This window comes from Candidatus Hydrogenedentota bacterium (assembly GCA_012730045.1).
Taxonomy (GTDB): domain Bacteria; phylum Hydrogenedentota; class Hydrogenedentia; order Hydrogenedentales; family CAITNO01; genus JAAYBR01.
Genome location: JAAYBR010000027.1, coordinates 1 through 19716, shown reverse-complemented (window position 1 = coordinate 19716; position 19716 = coordinate 1). Strand labels below are relative to the sequence as shown.

Below are 19716 nucleotides of genomic sequence, written 5' to 3'. Positions count from 1 at the left end.
GCACCGTCTTCGCAACAACGCGCATGTTCGCGTCATCGCGAAGGAGCGAAGCGACGGAAGCGATCTCGTGCCCGGAATGCCCGGTTGCATCGCCGGGGGCGGGGGGGTATGCTCAGGGAAAACAGGAGATTCCCAAAATGCTGCTCTGCGGAATGCTGCTCACGGCGATGTGTTTCACGGCTTCAGCGGCCAACGTCGCCCCGGAATGGAAGGCCGGGGTCGCGGCGGTGGACATCACGCCGCCCGGCCCCCTGTGGATGGCGGGCTACGCCGCGCGCACGGAACCGGCCAACGGCACGATCCACCCGCTCTGGGTGAAGGCCCTCGCGCTGGAGGATGCCGCCGGGAACCGCGCGCTTCTGGTCACCAGCGACATCCTCGGCTACCCGAAGGCCGTGTCGGACCGCCTGCTGGTGCGCTTTGAAAAGGAGGCGGGCCTGCGGGCGGACCAGGTGATCCTGAACAGCTCGCACACGCACTCGGGGCCCGTGGTGGACAGGTCGCTCATGTGCATCTACCCCGTGGACGACGCGGAGCGCGCGAAGATCCGCGCCTACACCGAGTCGCTGGTGGAGAAGACGGTGGCGGCGGGGCTCCAGGCGCTGGCGGCGCTGGCCCCCGCGCGGCTGGAGGCGTGCGCGGGCGTCACGCGCTTCGCCGTGAACCGCCGCAACAACAAGGAGGCGGAAATCCTGTCCGTCTTCGAGCTGAAGGGGCCGTCGGACCACAGCGTGCCCGTCCTGCGCGTGACGGGGGCGGACGGCGCGGAGCGCGCCGTGCTCTTCGGCTACGCCTGCCACAACACGACGCTGGACACGCTCCAGTGGTGCGGCGACTACGCGGGCTTCGCCCAGCTCGCGGTGGAGGAGTCGCACCCGGGGGCCGTCGCGATGTTCTTCCAGGGCTGCGGCGCGAACCAGAACCCGCTGCCCCGCAGGAAGGCCGCCCTCGCGCGGCAGTACGGGCGCGAGCTGGGCGCCGCCGTGGACGCCGCGCTGGCGGGCGACCTGCGGCCCCTCCCGGCGAAACTCGCCACCGCCCTCAGCATGGCCAAAATCACCACCCAGACGCCGAAGACCCGCGCCGAGCTGGAGCAGATTGCCGCCACGGCCTCGGGCTACATGAAGGAGGCCGCGCTGACCCTGCTGCGCGACCTCGACACCCTCGGCGCGCTCAAGACCACCTACGACTATCCCGTCCACTGCTGGAACCTCGGCGGCCTGCCGCTCGTCGCCCTCACCGGCGAGGTCGTGGTGGACTACGCCGTCCACGCCAAGGCCCTCCTCGGCAACGACGCCTTCGTCCTCGGCTACTGCTACGACCAGGTGAGCTACGTCCCCACCGCCGCCATCGTCCGCGAGGGCGGCTACGAGGGCGAGTCCGCCCAGTTCATCTACGGCTGGGCCGCCAAGTGGGACGAAAGCATCGAGGAGCGGATCGTGAAGGCCCTGCGGGACGCCGCGGCCAACGCGGGGTTTCAGCCGGCGGGAGAGTAACAGGCTCCGGGCAATGGACGATATGGACAGAATGGACGATATGGACTGAGCGGGCGACCGCGCCAAGTTTGCCCGCGCCGCCCTCTCAATCTTCTTCGTCCATACCGTCCATAAAGTCCATCTCGTCCATTCTTCCCCTCCCCCCGCCCTACTCCGCGCGGAGGGCCGCCGGGGTGACCCGTCTTAGGCCCGCGCCGACGGCGGGCGGCACGGCGAGGAGGTAGGCGGCAAGAATCGCGCACAGCACGGCGGCGAGGGCCGCCGGGGACGCGCCGGTGGCGGAGAGGAGCACGAGGGGGGCAACGGCGACCGCCGCCGCGGCGGCGCCTATCCCCACCCCCGCGGACACGAGGAGGGCGTTCTCGGCGAGGAGCATCCGCCGCACGAGGGCGGGCGGGTAGCCGAGGGCGTGGAAGAGGGCGAGTTCGGCGCGGCGCTCGTAGAGGTTGCGGAGGATGACGACGCCCGCGCCGCCCGCGCCGAGGGCCATGCCCAGCCCCCCCAGCACGAGGAACAGGGACAGGTAGGCGGTCTCGACGGCGTAGAAGGCGCGCAGTCGGTCGAGGGCGGGCACGGCCTCCATGCCGAGGCGGGCCTGCTCCCGGTTGAGCCGCGCGGCGAGGGCCGCCGCGCCGCCGCCGTCCGCCTCCAGCAGGAACATGCGGTGCCCCACCTCGCCGGGGTACAGGCGCGTGAAGTCGCGTTCGGACACGAGCAGCATCCCCTGGAACACGGACAGGCGCATGGGCAGCCGCCCCACGAGGCGCACGCGGACCTTCTCGCCGCCCTCGGTCAGGTATTCCAGCTCCGTGCCCGTCACGGGGTCCGTCGCCGCCTGAAGGCCCCACATCGCCGTGTCCGAGTCGCCGACCAGCGCGGGGATCACGCCGCCGGGCAGGGGCGTCTCCAGCAGCCCCCACAGCGCCTCCGCCGTCCCGGGCGGGGCGAAGGCCCCCTTCGCCGCCAGCCGCGCGGGGTTCACCCCCGCCAGCCGCGGGGACTGGGCGCGGTTGAGGTTGAGGCAGCCCGCCTCCTCGCCGTCGCGCGCGCGCAGGGGCACCACGGCGTCCTCCGGCAGGCCGAAGGCCGCCGCCGCGCCGCCGCGCGTGGGCAGGGTGGTCTCGGCGAAGACGGCGAAGCCGCCGGTGCCGGAGGCGCGCTCCCCGGCGTGGAGCGCGAGGTTGGCGCGCATGGCCGCCGTGGACAGCACCAGGAAGCATCCGGCGGCGGTCATGGCGGCCACGGCGAGGCTGCGACCCCCGCGCCGCGCGAGCTGGGCCGCCGCCAGGCGCCGTCCCCCGGGCAGGTCCCCGGCAGAACGCCGCGCGCGCCGCGCCAGCCAGTTGGCGTAGTGCGCGAGCAGCGCCGCGAGCATCAGAAAGCCGACCCCGAAGAACATGCCCGAGGGGTTCTCGGGGCGCAGGGCGACCAGGGCCGCCGCCGCGCCCAGGGCGAGCGCGGTGCCCGCCCACGCAACAAGCGTCACCGCGCGCCCGCCGCGCATCCGGCCCGCCGCGCCGTCCGGGGGCGCGCCCGCGAGGAGGGCGCGCACATCGCGCCGTGTTGCGCGGCGCGACGCGACCCACACGGCCGCCAGCGCGCACCCCAGCGCGATCACCGCGCCGGTGACCATGGGCTGCGCGGACAGGTGGAAGCGGACCGGGGTGTCCGCCACCGCGCCGGGCCAGAAGCGCCGCAGCCCCTCGAGCAGCGCCCAGGCGTAGCCGCCGCCCGCGACCGCGCCCGCCGCCGCGCCCACCGCCGCCGAAGCCCCCGCCTCCGCCAGGAAGAGCCGCCGCACGCGGCGGGGCGTCCATCCCACGGCCAGCAGCGCGCCGATCTCGCCCGCGCGCTGCTCCACGCCGTGGGCGAAGACCACGCCGAGCAGCACCAGCGCCGACACGACGAGGAAGAAGCTCATGCCGGTGAAGAGGCCGCCGAAGTCCAGCGCCTTGTCCACGGCGCGCAGGGCGGTCTCGCGGACGGGCTGGAACGCGAGGCCGATTTTCGCCGGGTCGAGTTCCCGCCGCAGCGCCTCGCGCACCGACTCCTCGTCCAATTTGGCGGGGTTCAGCCGCAGGGCGGTGAGGGCGCCGAAGCGGCTGCCCCAGAGGCGTTTTCCGGTCTCATAGGACACCACCAGCTTCGGCGTCTGGCCGAAGGCCTTCCAGTAGGCCTCGTTCCCCGGGTCGTTCAGAGCCTCCTCATCGAGGGGCATGCCGATGTCCCAGTCGCGGCAGGTGTCCACGTCCGTCAGGCCGGGGAAGCGCGGCGCGAGGGCGCGCTCCAGCGCCAGCGCGGCCTCCGGCAGCACGGCATGCACCACCAGGCCGCCGCGCCGGGTCTCATAGGTGTTGTCCGGCCCCGGCGCGGACCACGCCAGCTCGATGCGGTCGCCGGGCTTCGCGCCCAGCGTCTCCGCGAGCCACGGGGAGACGCACGCGGCGTCCTCCGGCGCATCGCAGGACGGGGCCGCCACCACGAAGGAGTACGGCGTGCTCCGGCCGCCGAGGGTGATGCGGTCCACGAGATAGGTCAGCGTGGGCTGGACCGGCGCGTTCGCCAGCGCCTCCCGCACGGCGTCCTCCAGGAAGATGCGGTCCGACTCCACCTGGATCCACCCGTCCGGGCCGGAGCGCACGGAGTAGCCCGCCTGTTCCGGCCGCCACCCCGCGCGCAGGGCGGCCTGCGCCCCGGCGGCGTCGCCCCCGGCCAGCAGCAGGTTCGCCCTGCCGGGGAGTTCCAGCAGTTCCTGGAGCCACGCGCGGTCGGCGAAGAGGTTCAGGGGCATGGCCTGGTCGGCGGCGAGGCTGAAGCGGCCCAGGGCTTCTTCGTCCAGCACGGCCTTCACGGTCACCAGCGCCGCCACGGTGTCGCGGTCGCCGCCGCGCGCGAGGGGCGCATCGAGGGGCATGGCGGAGGGCCGCGGCATGCGCAGCGTCAGGTCGTCGCCGGGCTTCAGGCCGAGGCGCTCGGCCACGGCGGCGTTCACGGCCACCTCCTGCGGCCCAAGCTTCGGAAAGGCCGCCGGGGTCTCCGCAAAGGCCGCAAAGGCGGCGTCCACGCCGTAGAGGCGCGCGCGGTTGAGCTGCGGCGCGGCGCCCGCCCCGGCGGTGCCGGCCGGCGGGGCGGCGGTCGCGCGGGCGGACAGCACGGCGGCCGCCGGGCGCGCGCCGTTTTCCGCCACAGCGTCCGCGAGATCCGCGCTGAAGTGGCGGTCGCCCCAGTCGAGGGCGGCCTCCACGCCGCCGAGCCGCGCGAGGGCGATGCCGCGCAGGGTACCCTTCACGGACGCGCCGACCAGCAGGGCGCCCGAGAGCACGGCGGACGCGAGGAGCGCGCCGAGCAGCAGCCCGAGGTGCATGCGGCGGTGCCAGAGGACGCCGCGCGCGGCCATGCGGCGGAGGTTCATGCGGACACCAGTTTCCCGTTGTGCAGGGTCCACTGCGCGCCGAAGCGGCGGGCCACGGCGGGGGCGTGGGTCACGACGACCAGCGCGAGGCCCTCGTCCCGCTGGAGCCCCACCAGCAGGTCCGCGAGGGACTCGGCGGCGGCCTCGTTCAGCGCGCCCGTCGGCTCGTCGGCCAGCAGGAGGCGCGGCCGGTTCACGAGGGCGCGCACCACGGCGGCGCGCTGGCGCTCGCCGCCCGACAGCTCGCCGGGGCGGTGGTCCGCGCGTCCGGCCAGCCCCACGCGGTCCAGCAGCGCGAGGGCGCGCGCGCGGGCCTCGGCGGCGCGGGCGCGCTCCAGCACGGGCACCAGCGCGTTCTCCAGCACGGTGCATTGAGGCAGGAGGTGGTGGAACTGGAAGACAAAGCCGATGGTGCGGTTGCGCAGGCCCGCGAGGGCGTCGGGGCCGAGGCCCGCCGTGTCCGCGCCGTCAAAGAGCACCTGTCCGGCGTCGGGCCGGTCGAGGGTGCCCATGAGCTGGAGCAGCGTGCTCTTGCCGCAGCCCGAGGGGCCGGTGACTGCGGCGGCCTCCCCGGCGCGCAGGGTGAAGTCCACGCCGTCGAGCACGGGCAGGGATCCGGCGGGGCCGTCAAAGGCGCGGCGCACGCCGCGCAGTTCCAGCAGGGGATGCTCAGGGGGCATTGACCGTACCCTCCGCAGCCGGGGCCGGACCCAACGCCACAAGCGCGCCGTCCTCCGTGCCGAGGTAGATGCCGCCGCGCGTCACGGCGGGGCTGGTGATCTCGTCGGACAGTTCCTGCGACCACAGCACTTTGCCGTCCGCCAGCGCGACGAGGAGCAGCGTGCCGTCGGCGGCGCAGAGCACCCTGTCCCCCGCGATGACGGGCGACAGGGGGAATCCCAGCGTGTCATGCTTCCAGAGCAGGGTGCCCGCCGCGCGGTCCAGGGCGTACAGGAACCCGTCGTTGGACACGGCCACCACGCGGTCCGCCGCCACGGCGGGGGTGCCGAAGACCTCCGACTCCATGTCCTCGTTCACCCAGAGGATTTCCCCGGTCTCCAGGTTCGCGTGGACGACCATGCCGCCGCGCGCGCCCGCCCACACCAGCGGCCCCTCCATGGCCGCGCCGCCCGCCACCTGGCCGTCCCCCTCGATTTTGATGTCGCGCAGCTTCTCCCCCTTTTCCGGCGAGAAAACATGCAGCGCCCCGGCGCAGCTTCCGTAGACGACAAACTGTTCCGACACGGAAGGCGCGGCGTCGCTGCGGTCCACGCCCTCCACGCGCCACACCACGGCGCCGTCGGCGGGGTTCACGCACAGCAGCGCGCCGGCGGACTGCTCGATGACAAAGAGGCGGTCCAGGGTTGGCAGGTAGTTCGGCGCGCCCCGGATGACGCCGCCGCTCAGGGGCAGCCGCCAGCGCTCCGCGCCCGTGGCCGCGTCCAGCGCGAGGAGGATGCCCTCGTCCGTGCCGACCACCAGCAGGTCCTTCACGGCGACGGGCGGCGCCTCGATGCGCATGTGCAGGGGTTCCGGGTTCCCCTCGGCGGGCAGCCGCAACTCCGCGCGCCACAGTTCCGTGCCGTCGGCCGCCACGGCGAGCACGTCGCCCCGCGCCGTCACGGCGAAGATCCGGCCGTCCTTCACCACCGGCGTCTGGCGCACCGGCGCGCCGGCCTTCACGCGCCACTTCACCGCCAGCGCGTCGGGGAATGCGGCGTCGGCCGCGCCGCGCAGCTCCGGCCCGCCGTGGTAGCCGGGCCAGTCGCCGCCGGTGTCGGCGGGGTCGGTGGACGGGGTGGACGGAGTGGACGCTGTGGACGGGGAAGCGGGCGCGGCCTCTTCGGGGTCTGCGGCGGGGTACGGGCGCAACGTCCAGAGCGCCGCCGCGACGGTGACCGCCGCGACCAGCAGGAGGATCGGAATGACAACTCTTCTCATGGCCGCAGCTCCCGGGCCGCCCCACAGGCGGCGAGCGTTTCCCGAGCGGCGGCGTTGGCGGAGAACCGCGCCAGGGCGATCCCGCGCGCCTCCGCGCCCAGGGTGCGGAGGCGTTCCGGGTCGGACAGCAGCCCGCCGAGGGCCTCCGCGAGCGCGCCGGGGACGGACGGGTCGTAGAGCACGCCGCCGCCCTGCTCCAGAATCTCGGGGTACGCCGCGATGCGCGGCTGCACCGCCGGAATCCCCCGGATCATGGCCTCCACGATCTGGAGGCCGAAGGCCTCGCCGTCCGGCGCGGGGGTGGACAGCACGCTGAGGGGCGCGAAGAACTCCGCGCCCGGCGCGGAGGAGAAGGACTCGTTGATCTCCACGGCGTCCGCCAGCCCGCCGCGTTGCAGGCGCTCCTTCACCGCCGTGACATAGGCGCGGTCGGCGGGGGTGACGCCGCCCGTGGCCGACAGGCGCAGGGCGCCGAAGCGCGGGTCGCGCCGCAGTTCGGTGAAGGCGTCCAGCAGGGCGTCAAACCCCTGCGCGGGATGCACGCGGGAGAGGTAGCCGACCGTCGGCGGGGACGGGGGCGCGGTCCACGCCGGGGCGGCGGGCGGGTCCACGCCGGGACACACCACGCGCACGCGGCCCTCCGCAAGGCCGAGCCGCTCCCGCATCCGGTCGGCGTACCACCGGCTGGTCGAGAGGAACAGCGCCACCTCGCCCGAGAGGCGGCGCATGGCGTCCCACACGAGGTCCGTGAACGGCGCGCCCATGCCCTCCACCCAGGGCTCCTCGTCCTGGAGGCTGCACACGATGGCCGCGCCCGTCGCCTCCCGCAGACGGGGCGCGAGGCCCAGCAGCAGCGCGTTGGACACATGGATGACCTCGGGGCGCTCCTGCTCCGTGATCCAGCGCACGAGCCGGTCAATCTCCGCCGCCTGGCCGCCGCGCTCGCCGTTGAGCATGGAGAGGGTCATGGCGCCGAGGTCCGCGGAGCGCGTGGAGCCCTCCTGCTTCGCCGCCCAGCGCAGGAGCGCCGGGGCGTCCAGCAGGCGCATCAGCCCCTCCGGCGCATGGCGGAGCAGGGGCACTTTCTCGCGGAGGTACGCGCCGATGCCGCCGAAGAAGATCGGGGCGGGCGTGTCCACCTCCGTGTCGCCGCCGTACATGGGCAGGTAGAGGGGGACCATGACCACGTCGTGCCCCAGACGGCGCAGGGCGCGCACCATGGTGCGGTCCCGCAGGCAGTTCTGGCAGTAGAAGGTGCCGCCGCTTCCGGGCACCAGCGAAAGGATTCTCATGGCGGTGTCTCCCCGTTCTCAATGGCCAGCGCGCCCGTGGGACACGCGCGCACACACTCCTCCGCCTCGGCGCCCAGGGCCTCCGCGAGCGTCGCGCCGGCCGTCGGGCCGACGCGCGAGTCGAGCCCGCGCCCGGTGAAGGCCATGCCGGGGCCGCCGCCGGGGCGGCGCGTGAGGGCCACGCAGATGCCGCAGCGGATGCACTTGCCCGGCTCGAAAAGGATGCGCCCGGCGCGCAAGACGGGCGCCACCTTCAGGCGGGGGATGCCGCCGCGGAAGGGGGTCGGGAGCCCGTGCGCCGCCGCCTGGGCGCGGAGGCCGCACGACGCGGGCTTCATGCAGTCGCAGTGCAGGCAGCGGGCGGCCTCGGCCTCCGGGCTGTCCCCGCGCTCGGGGCCGCCATGGACCCACTCCACGGCGTAGGCGTCCTTCTCGCCGTCCTCCAGCCGCCCGAGGGCGGAATTAAACAGACGCTGGCGCAGGGCGTCGCGGTGCGCCGTGATCTCCGGGCAGGGCCACCGGCCGATGCTGAACAGGAAGTGCAGCAGCAGGGCCGCGTTCTTCCCCGCGCCGACGGCGCGGACCGCCAGCGCCTCCTCCGGAACAACGAACACGCGGTCCTGCGCGGGCGTTTCCAGCCCGCAGGCGATGATGACCGCGTCATGCGCCACCAGCAACCGCTCCATCGTGAGCTGCTTCTCCTCCTCCTGCCCCTGTCCACTTCGTCCACCCACCTCCGTCCCGCAGCGGAGGTCCACGCCGAGCGCCGCGACGGCGGCGATCTCCGCGTCCAGGATTTCCGGCGGCAGTTTCTCCGGGCCGAGGGCGCGCCGTCCTGGGCACGCGTCCGCGGCCTTCTCGTAGACCGTGCAGGCGTGGCCACGCCGCGCGAGGACGGCGGCGGCGGCGAGCCCGGCGAGTCCGGACCCCACAATGCCGACGGTGCGCCCGGAGGGCGCGGGTTTCGGCGCGGCGGCGGGCGGGTGGGCCTCGGCGAGGGCGCCGTGGGTGGTGCGGATGGCGACCGCCGTGTCGTACTGCGCGCGGCGGCAGACGCGCTCGCAGGGGGCCGAGCAGATGCGGCCCAGGGTCGCGGGGAAAACCAGGTCCCCGCGGGCGAGGGCGGCCGCGCCCGCCGCATCGCCGGACTGCGCGGTGCGCAGCATCAGCGGGATGTGCAGGCCGGCGGGGCAGATACGCTCGCAGGGCCCCTCGCAGTCCCCGGCGTGCTCGCTCATCAGGAGTTCCAGAGCCGACCGCCGCGCGGCGAAGACACCCGGGTCGTCGGTGACGATCTCCATGCCGTCGGCGGCGGGGAGGGCGCAGGAGAGCACCAGGCGGTCCGCCGCGGCGTCGCGCACGACACACAGCATGCACGCCGTCTGCGGGCCCGTCTTTTCGTAGTGGCAGAGCGTGGGCACGTCGGCGCCCGCTTTGCGGGCCGCGTCGAGCACGGTGGCACCGGCGTCCACCTCCACTTCGATTCCGTTGATCGTCAGGCGCGGCATGTCATTCCACCTTTACCGCCCCGGCGGGGCATATGTCGTAACAGGCGTTGCAGCGCACGCATTTCCCCATGTCCACCTCGTGGACCTGGTAGGGGAGCGGCGCGATGGCGTCGGCGGGGCAGACCTGGGCGCATTTGGTGCAGCCGATGCAGGCGTCCGTGATGCTGTACGTCACGAGGGCCTTGCAGCGGTGCGCCGGGCACCGGCCCGCAACATGGGCCTCGAACTCGTGCCGGAAGTGCTTCAGCCCGCTGAGGACCGGGTTGGGCGCCGTGCGGCCGAGGCCGCACAGGCTCTGGGCCTTCACCATCACCGCCGTGCGCTCCAGCTCCTCCAGGTCCTTCGCCGTGCCGCGCCCCCCGCAGAGGCGCGTGAGGATTTCCAGCATGAGCGCCGTGCCCACGCGGCAGGGCACGCATTTCCCGCAGGACTCCAGCTGCGTGAACGACAGGAAGTACCGCGTCATCTCCACCATGCAGTCCGTGTCGTCCATGACGACCATGCCGCCGGAGCCCATCATGGCGCCCGCGCCCGTGAGGGCCTCGTAGTCCACCGGCAGGTCCGCCAGCGCGTCGGGGATGCAGCCGCCCGACGGCCCGCCGACCTGCACGGCCTTGAAGGTGCGGCCCTCGTTCACGCCGCCGCCGGCCTCCTCCACAATGCGGCGCACGGTGACGCCCATGGGCACCTCGATGAGGCCGCCCCGGCGCACCTTGCCCGCCAGCGCGAAGACCTTGGTGCCCCGGCTGCCCTCCGTGCCCAGCGCCGTGAAGGCGTCCGCGCCGTGGCGGAGGATCCACGGCGTCACCGCCAGGGTCTCCACGTTGTTGATGAGCGTGGGCAGGCCGTTGAGCCCGCGCTGCGCGGGGAAGGGCGGGCGGAAGCGCGGCGTGGGCCGGCGGCCCTCCAGCGACGCGAGCAGGGCCGTCTCCTCGCCGCAGACGAAGGCGCCCGCGCCCTCGCGCACCTCGGCGCGGAAGGCGTGGCGGCTGCCCAGGATGTTCTCGCCCAGAATGCCCGCCTTTTCGCAGACCGCGATGGCCCGGCGCACCCGGGCCACCGCCAGCGGGTATTCGGCGCGGATGTAGAAGACGCCGCGCCGCGCCCCGGCGGCGACGGACGCGATGAGCATGCCCTCGATGACGCGGAAGGGGTAGGACTCCAGGATCATGCGGTCCATGAACGCGCCCGGGTCGCCCTCGTCGCCGTTGCACACCACCACCTTCTCCGCCCCCTCCGCCTGCCGCACGGCGCGCCATTTGCGGCCCGTGGGAAAGCCCGCGCCGCCGCGGCCGCGCAGGCCCGCGCGCTCGATCTCCGCAATGACGGCCTCCGGGTCCGCGAAGCCGCCGTCCACCGCCGGGCCGCCCGTCGCCTGGAGGCATTTCCGCAGGGCCTCGAAGCCGCCGCGCGCCCGGTAGTCCTCCAGCGAGGACGGGTCCAGCTCGCCGCAGAACTCCGTGGCGATGTGGCGCTGCGGGCCGAGGAAGGACAGGAGCGACGGGTGGTCTTCGCCGAGGGAGCAGCAGCCGGGGGAGGACGCGCCGCCGTCGTAGAGGCGGCCGGCCCAGCGCGAGAGCGCGGCCCCGGCGCGGCGCAGGGGGTTCGCGGGCGCGAGGTGCTGAAGCAGCAGCGGCGCCACGTCGTCCTCGGACACCTTGGCGTAGGTGATGACGGGTTCCCCCGGCAGCACGATCTGGAGCAGGGGGGTCTGGTGGCACATGCCGACGCAGCTCACGGGCTTGAGGCTTGCGGACAGCCCGTGGCGGCGGAGGGTGTCCTCCACGGCGTCGCGCACGCGCGCGCTGCCCCCGGCCACGCAGCACGACCCCAGGCCCACGCGGATTTCCGGCGCGCCGTCGGGCGCGGCGGAAAGCGACTCGCCGCGCGCGGCCGCGCCGCCCGCCGCCTCCTGCGCGAGGAAGGCCCGCAGCATGGCGGGCGCGCTTTCGCGGGTGATGTGGCCGTAGGTCACGTGGTCAATTTGGACCGCCGGGGCCAGGGTGCAGCAGCCGAGGCAGCGCACCTTCTGCACCGTGAAGAGGCGGTCGGCGTCCGTGTCGTCCTCCGGGGGGATGCCCAGGGCGTCCCGGACGGCGTCGTACACCTCGTCCGCCCCCTTGAGGTGGCAGGCCGTTCCGTCGCACACGGACACGGTGTGCTTCCCCGCGGGGGTCCGCCGGAAATGGGGGAAGAAGGTGGACACGGCGTCCACGTCCGCCGCGCGGATCTCCGTTGTCTCGCAGATGCGGCGCAGGGCCTCCTCCGGCAGGTGGCGGAACCGGTGCTGGACCGCCTGCAACAGCGGCACCAGCGCGTCCGGCCCGCGGCCGCACGCCTCAATCATTCCGTCCACTTCCCTCAGTTCGGCTTCCGTCATGTCACTTCCCGCCGATGCAGTACAGGTGTTTCGCCGTGCGCACGAACATGCGCCCCTCGGTGAAGGCCGGGGTCGCGCCCGCCTCCTCGCCCATCGGGATGCTCGCCGTCTGTTTGTATTCCGGGCCCTCCGCGAAGAGGGTCATCACGCCCATCATGTCCACGAGATAGATGTTTCCTCCCGCGAGGACGGGCGACGCCTGGAACCCGTCCTCCAGCTCCTGGAGCCACACCTGCGCCCCCGTCTCGCGGTCCAGGCAGGAGATTTCCGCCCGCGCCGTGGCGAGATACGCGTATTTCTCCGTCACCAGGGGGCTCGACGTGTCCGGAAGCACCTCGTCGTACTCCCACATCATCTCCGCCGTCACCGCGTCCGCCGCGCCGCCCAGGCGCAGCGCCGTCGCCATGGCGTAGTCGTTGGCGACAAAGACCACGCCGCCGCCGTAGGCGGGACTGGGGGCGACCTCGCCGTCGAGGCACTTCACCTGCCACAGCAGTTTGCCCGTGGCGGGCGCGTAGCCCGCGACGTCCTTGCTGGAGTTCACGATGAGCATGCGGCCCAGGGGCGTTTCGGGGCAGATGGGCGACGCCCAGGAAATCTTCTCGCGCGCGATGACCCACGCCTCCGAGCCGTCGGCGATGTTGAACCCGAAAATCTTCGGATCCTTCTTCTGGTCATACTGCACCACCAGCACGCCCTCCGACACGATGAGGGACGACGAGTGGCCGTAGTGGTTGTCCGGCACGCCGAGGTGTTTCCCCCAGACGAGTTTCCCCTCCTTGTCGAGGCAGACCAGTTCGCCGGTGGAGAAGATCGCAAAGGCGAGGTCGCCCTGGAGCGCCATGGTCGGCGCGGCGAAGCCCGTCTCCTCGTTGTATTTCGGCAGCGCGCCCGTGGATCCGGGCAGGTCGCCCACGGCATACTCCCAGCGCTTCTCCCCCGTGTTTGCGTCAAAGCAGTAGACCGCGCGCGTCGTTTCGTCGGACGCCGTCAGGTATACCCGGTCGTCCCACACCACGGGGGAGCTGAAGCCCGGCAGCGGCACCTCGGTCTTCCACAGGATGTTCTCGCCCGTCTCCACGTTCCACGCCGTGGGCGCGGCGGCCACCTGCGCGATGCCCGTGCCCTCGGGGCCGCGGAAGTTCGGCCACTGCTTTTTCACCTCGTCCCACGAGGGGAACGCGGCGGCGGCGGCGGGCGCGGCCTCTCCGCCCGTGTCCGGCGCGGCGGCGGCCTGGTCCCCGGCGGGCGCGGCCCCGGGGGCGGCTTCGCGGAAGCCCGTCGGCGTGAACAGCGCGGCGAGCACCGCCGCGACCACCCACAGCCCGCCGAAGAACAGCGCCAGCTCCCGCGCGCGGGCGCGGGTGAGCCAGTAGGCGCCCTCGGGCGGCGGCGGCGCAAAGGGCGCCACGGGCGGCAGGGGGCGGAACCGCGCCGCGAGGCGCAGCGCCGCGACCAGCACGACGGCCCCGGCCAGCAGCGCCCACGCGCCGGTCCGGAGCGTTTCCTGGCTGGTGAACAGCGCGCCGCGCGCCAGCAGATCCAGCACGCGGACCTGTTCCACGAGCGCGGCGGTGTCGTCGCCCGTCGCCTCCACGAGTTTCGCGCGCAGCGCGAGGAGTTCGGGGTTGTCGAGCGGGCTGGTCCGCTGCACCTGCACATAGTTCAGCACGAGCAGGGCGGACACGACGAGGCAGAAGGCCCCGGCGACCGCGGCCACGGCCACGGACAGCCGCCACGCGGGCGGGTTGGCGGCGAAGCGGTTCGGCTTCGGGTCAGGCTTGGGCATCGGATTCCCTCTCCACGGGGCAGTAGGCGAAGCACCGGGCGCAGCTCACGCAGGCCCCCTTGTCTATCTCGTAGTCCTTCCGGACGCGGACGCGCGACAGCCGGAGCACCCGGCCCCAGACGACCAGCCCCATGAACGCGCCGAAGCCCGCACCCGCGCCCTTGAAGCGCTCCTCCAGCCCGGCGGCCTCCGCGTACAGCTCCGCCACGGGCTGCTGCCCCGCGCGGAAGGTCTCGCTGTCGATCGTGGTGCCCGTGACGCGCCCGGCGTCCTCCGCCGCCACCCGGTCCGCCAGCCGCACAACGGGGTGCATCCGCGCGAGCCAGCCGTGGGCGCTCCACCCCGCGCCGGCCGCGAACAGCAGCACCACCGGCAGCGCCGCCCCCAGCACCAGCATCCGCCGCACCCCCGCGCCGCGCCGCTCGGGACGGTCCGCCGGGGTGGGGAACTCGATGGCGTTCACAGGGCACGCGCTTTCGCACAGGCGGCACTGGATGCAGGACGCCGGGGTCACCGCGGCGTGCCATTTGGACACCATGGACACCCATCGCAGGAGCACGCCGTAGGGGCAGAGCCAGCGGCAGTAGGGCCGCGCGATCACGAGCCCCGACGCCAGCAGGAGCCCCCCGGCCAGCAGCAGGTTCAGCTCGCCGCCGAGGCGGAAGAAGCCCACAAACGGGTCGTAGCGGCAGATGAGGAAGCCGCTCCCCGTGACGACGCCCACCACGGTGAGGCCGAGGTAGGCGTAGGCCAGCAGGCCCAGCACCTGCTCCGCCGCGCGCGGCACCTGCACGGGCCGCACGGCGCACAGCTCCTGCAGCGCGCCCAGGGGGCACACGGCGGCGCAGAACACGCGCCCGAACCACAGGGCGAACACCAGCGGCAGCAGGAAGAACACGGACACCACCACGGGCACCGCAAGCCCCGACCCGATGAAGGCGTCGAGCACGTTCTGCAGCGAGCCGACGGAGCAAACGCAGCCCTTGCGGTAAAACCCGAAGTAGAGGACGGACACCGCGCAGACCGACAGCACCCACGCGCGGGACCGGCGCTTCACGACGGCCCACGCCGTCACCGCCATCAGCCCGCCCAGGAGCGCGACGTCCACCAGCGGCGACGTGACGGCCGGCGGCGGCAGGTGCATGGGCGGGCGGGTGTAGCCCGACTCGAACTCGGGCATGGGGAAGCGGAACTCCGCCCAGGCCCCGCCCGCCAGAACAACCAGCACGGCGCATGTCAGGAAGGCGCGCCTCATTTGCCGGCCTCCGGCGCGCCGAAGGATTTGACGCGGTAGGCCTCGCGCAGGGGGATCTGCGCCACCGCCTTCGACGGGCAGTTCCGCGCGATGGCGCACTCGTTGCAGTTCAGGCAGAGGTCGCGCTTGATCTGGAGGTGGAGGGACCCGTTGCCGAACTGGGCGCAGCCCTTGACGCACTTGGCGCAGCCAACGCACAAATCCTCGTCCACCGTGTACTCAAAGAAGGGCTCCTCCACATATCTCCGCTTCAGCGCGGCCACGGGGCACAGCTCGTTCTCGGCCCCCGTGTCCTGCGCCTTGGCCGTGGGCAGGAGGTAGCCGCCGCACAGGTCGCAGAACCCGCAGATTTCCGTGGAGTGGACGCATTTCACCGCCGAGGGGTTCAGCACGCAGGTGGTGGCGCAGCGCCCGCACTGGGTGCATTTCGCCGGGTCAATCTGCCAGACCATCCGCCCGGCCTGCCCCGCGCCCGCCGCCAGCCACGCGCCGCCGCCCGCGGCAACCACCGCCGCCGCCCGCAGGAAGTCCCGCCGGTCGAAGTCCGCGTCTTTCTTGTCCATGGCAAAGCCTCCCGCCGCCGGTCACCCGGCCGCGTCTTGCTCTTCCTCATACACCAGCACGGCCCTCCAGGGGCCGTGCAGCGCCAGAATGCGCCCCCGCGCGTCCACCGCGAGGTCGCGCACCGGCGCGTTGTCCTCCGCCGCGGCCGCCTCGCCGGACGCCGCGCCCAAATCCTCCGGCAGCGCCACCACCCCCGCCAGCGACTGGTCCGGCGCGAGAACCTTGATCCGCACCAGCCCCTTCTCCGCCGTCACCACGGACCCGTCCGCGCGGAACGCGATGGCCATGGGGTTGCAGCACCCGCAGAACCCCTCAATCGTCATGCCCGCGCGGTACCACGAGCTGGCCAGCGACCCGTCGGGCCGGTACTGCTCCAGGCCGTGGCGGCCGGGGTTGTTCGCCCACAGGCCCGTCATGGGGTCCAGCGCCACCTCCAAATGCGGGCTGGGCACCACGAACCCGGGAATCTCCCGGGCCGCGTCGCGCCGCCCGATCTCGCCGAGCAGCGCGCCGTCGAACCCGTACCGCAGCACCACGCGGTTGCCCGCGTCGGCGGCGTACACGCAGTCCGTGTCCGCCGCGATGCTCGTCAGGTACGCGCGCTCGTTCCCCTCCGGCCACTCCGCCGCCACGGCCCCGGCCGCGTCCAGCACGACCACGCGGCGGCGCATGCCGAGATAGATGCGGCCGTCCGGCCCCTGGGCCGCGCATTCCGGCGTGCCCGCGACCGCGTGCCGTGCCGTCTCCTTTCCGGCGGCGTCGAGGACGAGCAGGGTGTTCTCGCCGCAGACGAGGAGGCCGCCGTCCGCCGTTGCGGCGAGGCCCGTCGGGTTCGCCAGGTCCAGGGCGAAGCGCGCCGTCTCGCGGAAGCGTTTCTGCGCCGCGCCGGTCTTCTCGAAGTTCGACGTGTCAAAGCGGAAGGACGGCCCCGGCTCCTTGGGCTTCCCCGTGAGAAACAGGGCAACCACGGCGGCCAGCACGGCGGCGGCCAGCACGGTCCACGCCCACCGGGGGATCAGGGGCTTTTGGTCCATCAGGGCCCCTCCTTTCCGACGAACACGCAGGCCATCTCCATCGAGTCGCGCAGGAGGAGGCGGTCGCCCGCGAGGGCCATGGGCCCCCAGGACTCGTGGCCGTTGAGCACTTTCGCCCGCGCCAGCAGCTCAAACCGCTCCGGGCTCTGCCGCAGGAGCGACAGGGTCCCCTCGTCGTCCATCACGAAGAACTTGCCGTCCGCCAGCAGGAAGGGGCCGAGGCCGAAGCGCTCCCCGGAGCCGCTGGACCACACCAGCGTGTTGTCCGGGCGGTGGCAGACGAACTGCGCGCGGAGGCCGCCCGCGTCCTTGGGCAGGATGGCGTAGAGCAGCCCGTCGTGCAGAATGGGCGTGTGCTGCTCCGACGCGATGCCGTCCTTCGGCGAGTAGGCGGACTCCACGGCGGCGGTGAACGCGCCGCCCTCCGCCGCGATCTTGAGGATCAGGCCGCCCTCGCCGTAGCCCGCCAGGCACAGCACGCGGTCCGGCCCGATGGCCAGGGCGGAAGGCGCCACGACGCGGGCCTTCCACGGCACGCGCCAGAGCAGGGCGCCCGCCGTGTCCGGCTCGGCGGAAACGCCCGCCACGCCGCCCACGGCGGCGTAGACGTACATGCGGCGTCCGGCGAGGGTCATGGGGAAGACGGAGGCGTGGGACATGTTCCACCCGTCGGGGTTGGGCGCCTTCCAGAGCACCTGTCCCGTGGCGCAGTCCACGGCCATCATCAACACCTCCGGCCCGCAGGGCGCGAGGATCGCGCGGCCGTCCTCCACCAGCGGGCACTGGCCCGTGTACCAGAGGGGCTCCTTGGTGCCGTAGTCCTTCTGGAGGTCCAGCCCCCAGCGGAAGTCGCCCGTGGCGGGGTCGAGGCAGACCACATGGCAGCGCGGCCCCATGGAGACCAGGTGCTGCTCCGTGACGGCCGGCACGGTGCGGCTCATGCCGTGGTTCTTCTTCACCGTGATCCGGTAGGACCGGCGCCAGATTTCGCGGCCGTCGTCCAGGGAGAGGCAGCGCACGGCGTCCGCCCGGGTCTTCTCGTCGTAGTCCGCCAGGTAGACCCGGCCGTTGGCCACGGCGGCCCCGGCGTAGCCCTCGCCCACGGGAATCCGCCAGAGCACCTTCGGCCCCTCGGCGGGCCACGCGTCCGCCAGCGGCGGCGCGTCCTTGGCGATGTTGTCCAGGCCCGCGCCCCGGAACCGCGGCCAGTATCCCGGCAGGGCCGACGGCGTCCCCTCGCCCGCGCGGAAAGCGCCCGCGAGGTCCACGGCGGCGCCGTCGCCGGAGCGGTCCGCGGGCGCGGCGTCGTTCCCCGGCAGCCGCAGGGCGACGGCGGCGGCGGGGGGGCGGCTGGACAGCACCCGCCACAGGCCCGCCCCCGCGACGGCGGCGGCCAGAACCAGCAGCGCCGCGGCCAGCAGCGTGTAGCGTTGCCGAGGGGTCACTTCATGCTCTTTCTTGGGGATGCGGGAAGCCCCGGGGTCAGGGGTTCACGACGTCCAGGCACTTCATCTCCGACTGGCTGCGGACGAGAAGTTTGCCGTTGGAGAGCGCCATGGGCGCCCAGATTTCCTTGCCGCTGAGAATCTTGACGCTTCCCAGCTCCTTGAATTCCTCCGGCGACGGCGCCACCAGGTGCAGCGTCCCCTTCTTGCCGTCCAGGTTGAAGACAAGCCCGTCCGCCAGCAGCAGCGGCCCGCGCTCGAAGGTGTTCGTGAACCACGAGTCTTTCGTCTTCCAGGTGATCGTGCCGTCGAGAGCGAGGCACATCATGCCGTCCTCGCGCTCGTTGGAGTTGCTGTTGAGGTACAGGTGGTCCCCGAAGAAGAGCGGCTGCTGGATCTGGCTGCCGATGTCGGCGGATTTCCACAGCTCCGTCGCCGTCCACGCGCCGTCCGTCTGCGCGATCTGGAGCATCGCCGAGCCCGCCTTGTAGCCCCCCGTGATGAACACCCGGTCGCCCGGGAGCGCCGTCGGGAACGGGATCGGGATCGAGCACTGCCAGCCGTCATAGGTCCAGAGGATCTTGCCGTCCACCGGCGAGATGCCCGCCGTCAGGCCCTTCGTCTCGCCGCCCTTCGTGGAGGCGCCGACTTGGAGAATCTGGTCCACGCCGCAGAGCTTCGCCAGCACCGGGGTCGAGTAGCCCACCACGCCGAGGGAGGAGGTCTTCCACACCGGCTCGCCCGTGGCCTGGTTGTACGCCGCCACAAAGGCCTCCGGCGCCTGCGGCGCCACGATCACCAGGTCGCCGTAGAGCAGCGGCGCCTGCGACACCCCCCACATGGGCACGCCCAGGCCGTTCTCCTTCAGGATGTTCCGCTGCCACACCGGCGCGTGCGTCTTGCGGTCCACGCACAGGAAGTCGCCGAAGAGGCCCACGGTGTAAACATGCGTCTCCGTCACCGTCGGTGCCGTGCGCGACCCGCCGTGGGGCACGTTCCCCGGCGCGTCATAGGCGAAAGTCCACAGTTCCTGGCCCGAGTCCAGGGCGAAGCAGCGCAGGATGTCCTTCGTGTCGCCCTCGCGGTCCAGCACATAGACCTCCCCGTCCCGCACCGACGGCGAGGCGTACCCGGCCCCCAGCGGCACGGTCCACAGCACCTTCGGCCCCGCCGAAGGCCATTCCCGCGCCAGCCCGGTTTCGGAGGAGAGGTTGTTGCGGTCCGGGCCCCCCATCTGCGGCCAGTCCCCCGCAAACGCCGGGCACACCGCCAGCACGCCGCACAGCACCCATCCAACGATCCGCAAATCCCGCATCTGTCGAGACCTTTCCAGGTTGGTGCCAAACCGGCACAGATTCCCATTATACAAAATTGGACCCTGCAAGACCCCGCGGGGTTTTGCAGAGGACGGGAACAGAATGGACGATATGGACGAAATGGACGGTATGGACAAAGAACACCCACCGCCAGCCCCCCCCACCCACCGCCGCCCACCACCCACCACCGCCCGCCACCACCGCCCACCCGCCACCCACCGCCCCGCGCCCACCCCGCCCCCCCTGTCCATACCGTCCATACCGTCCATATCGTCCATCCCGTC

Annotated in this window: 13 protein-coding genes; 1 reads left to right on the top strand and 12 read right to left on the bottom strand. The window is 73.0% G+C overall.

Features of this window, described 5'->3' with window-relative positions; genetic code table 11:
- Positions 1–137 precede the first annotated feature (137 nt).
- Positions 138–1496, top strand: a complete 1359-nt coding sequence (locus GXY15_02425) for a hypothetical protein (GenBank protein NLV40069.1) — start codon at positions 138–140, stop codon at positions 1494–1496.
- A 148-nt stretch (positions 1497–1644) separates the two neighbouring features.
- On the opposite strand, the gene GXY15_02420 is transcribed toward GXY15_02425, so the two are convergent.
- Genes GXY15_02420 through GXY15_02365 form a run of 12 tightly spaced genes read right to left on the bottom strand, consistent with a single transcriptional unit; the run spans position 1645 to position 19431 of the window.
- A complete protein-coding gene (locus tag GXY15_02420) occupies positions 1645–4908 on the bottom strand; it encodes an FtsX-like permease family protein (GenBank protein NLV40068.1) in 3264 nt (1087 codons plus the stop codon).
- Positions 4905–5588 carry an ABC transporter ATP-binding protein gene (locus GXY15_02415; protein ID NLV40067.1) on the bottom strand — a complete coding sequence of 228 codons (684 nt, stop codon included), beginning with the start codon at positions 5586–5588 and terminating at the stop codon, positions 4905–4907. Before GXY15_02415 ends, GXY15_02420 begins: the two co-directional genes overlap by 4 nt.
- Positions 5578–6849 carry a PQQ-binding-like beta-propeller repeat protein gene (locus tag GXY15_02410; GenBank protein NLV40066.1) on the bottom strand — a complete coding sequence of 424 codons (1272 nt, stop codon included), beginning with the start codon at positions 6847–6849 and terminating at the stop codon, positions 5578–5580. The genes GXY15_02415 and GXY15_02410 overlap by 11 nt, the downstream gene beginning before the upstream one ends.
- Positions 6846–8141: a glycosyltransferase family 4 protein gene (locus tag GXY15_02405; protein NLV40065.1), complete on the bottom strand. Its 1296-nt coding sequence runs from the start codon at positions 8139–8141 to the stop codon at positions 6846–6848. Before GXY15_02405 ends, GXY15_02410 begins: the two co-directional genes overlap by 4 nt.
- Positions 8138–9649 (bottom strand): NAD(P)-binding protein, encoded by a 1512-nt coding sequence (locus GXY15_02400; protein ID NLV40064.1) that lies wholly within the window; start codon positions 9647–9649, stop codon positions 8138–8140. The genes GXY15_02405 and GXY15_02400 overlap by 4 nt, the downstream gene beginning before the upstream one ends.
- A gap of 1 nt (position 9650) precedes the next feature.
- Positions 9651–11996, bottom strand: a complete 2346-nt coding sequence (locus tag GXY15_02395) for a 4Fe-4S binding protein (GenBank protein NLV40063.1) — start codon at positions 11994–11996, stop codon at positions 9651–9653.
- 34 nt (positions 11997–12030) lie between these two features.
- Positions 12031–13818, bottom strand: coding sequence for a PQQ-binding-like beta-propeller repeat protein (locus GXY15_02390; GenBank protein NLV40062.1), 1788 nt, complete (start codon positions 13816–13818; stop codon positions 12031–12033).
- Positions 13805–15073, bottom strand: coding sequence for a 4Fe-4S binding protein (locus tag GXY15_02385; protein ID NLV40061.1), 1269 nt, complete (start codon positions 15071–15073; stop codon positions 13805–13807). Before GXY15_02385 ends, GXY15_02390 begins: the two co-directional genes overlap by 14 nt.
- Complete coding sequence (locus GXY15_02380; GenBank protein NLV40060.1) at positions 15070–15636, bottom strand: ferredoxin; 567 nt, start codon at positions 15634–15636, stop codon at positions 15070–15072. The genes GXY15_02385 and GXY15_02380 overlap by 4 nt, the downstream gene beginning before the upstream one ends.
- A 21-nt stretch (positions 15637–15657) precedes the next feature.
- On the bottom strand, positions 15658–16671 hold the full coding sequence (locus GXY15_02375) for a hypothetical protein (GenBank protein NLV40059.1): 1014 nt from the start codon (positions 16669–16671) through the stop codon (positions 15658–15660).
- Positions 16671–18116 carry a PQQ-binding-like beta-propeller repeat protein gene (locus tag GXY15_02370; GenBank protein ID NLV40058.1) on the bottom strand — a complete coding sequence of 482 codons (1446 nt, stop codon included), beginning with the start codon at positions 18114–18116 and terminating at the stop codon, positions 16671–16673. Before GXY15_02370 ends, GXY15_02375 begins: the two co-directional genes overlap by 1 nt.
- A 37-nt stretch (positions 18117–18153) precedes the next feature.
- The gene (locus tag GXY15_02365; protein ID NLV40057.1) at positions 18154–19431 is read right to left on the bottom strand and encodes a PQQ-binding-like beta-propeller repeat protein; all 1278 of its coding nucleotides are present in this window, start codon (positions 19429–19431) and stop codon (positions 18154–18156) included.
- Positions 19432–19716: the final 285 nt, after the last annotated feature.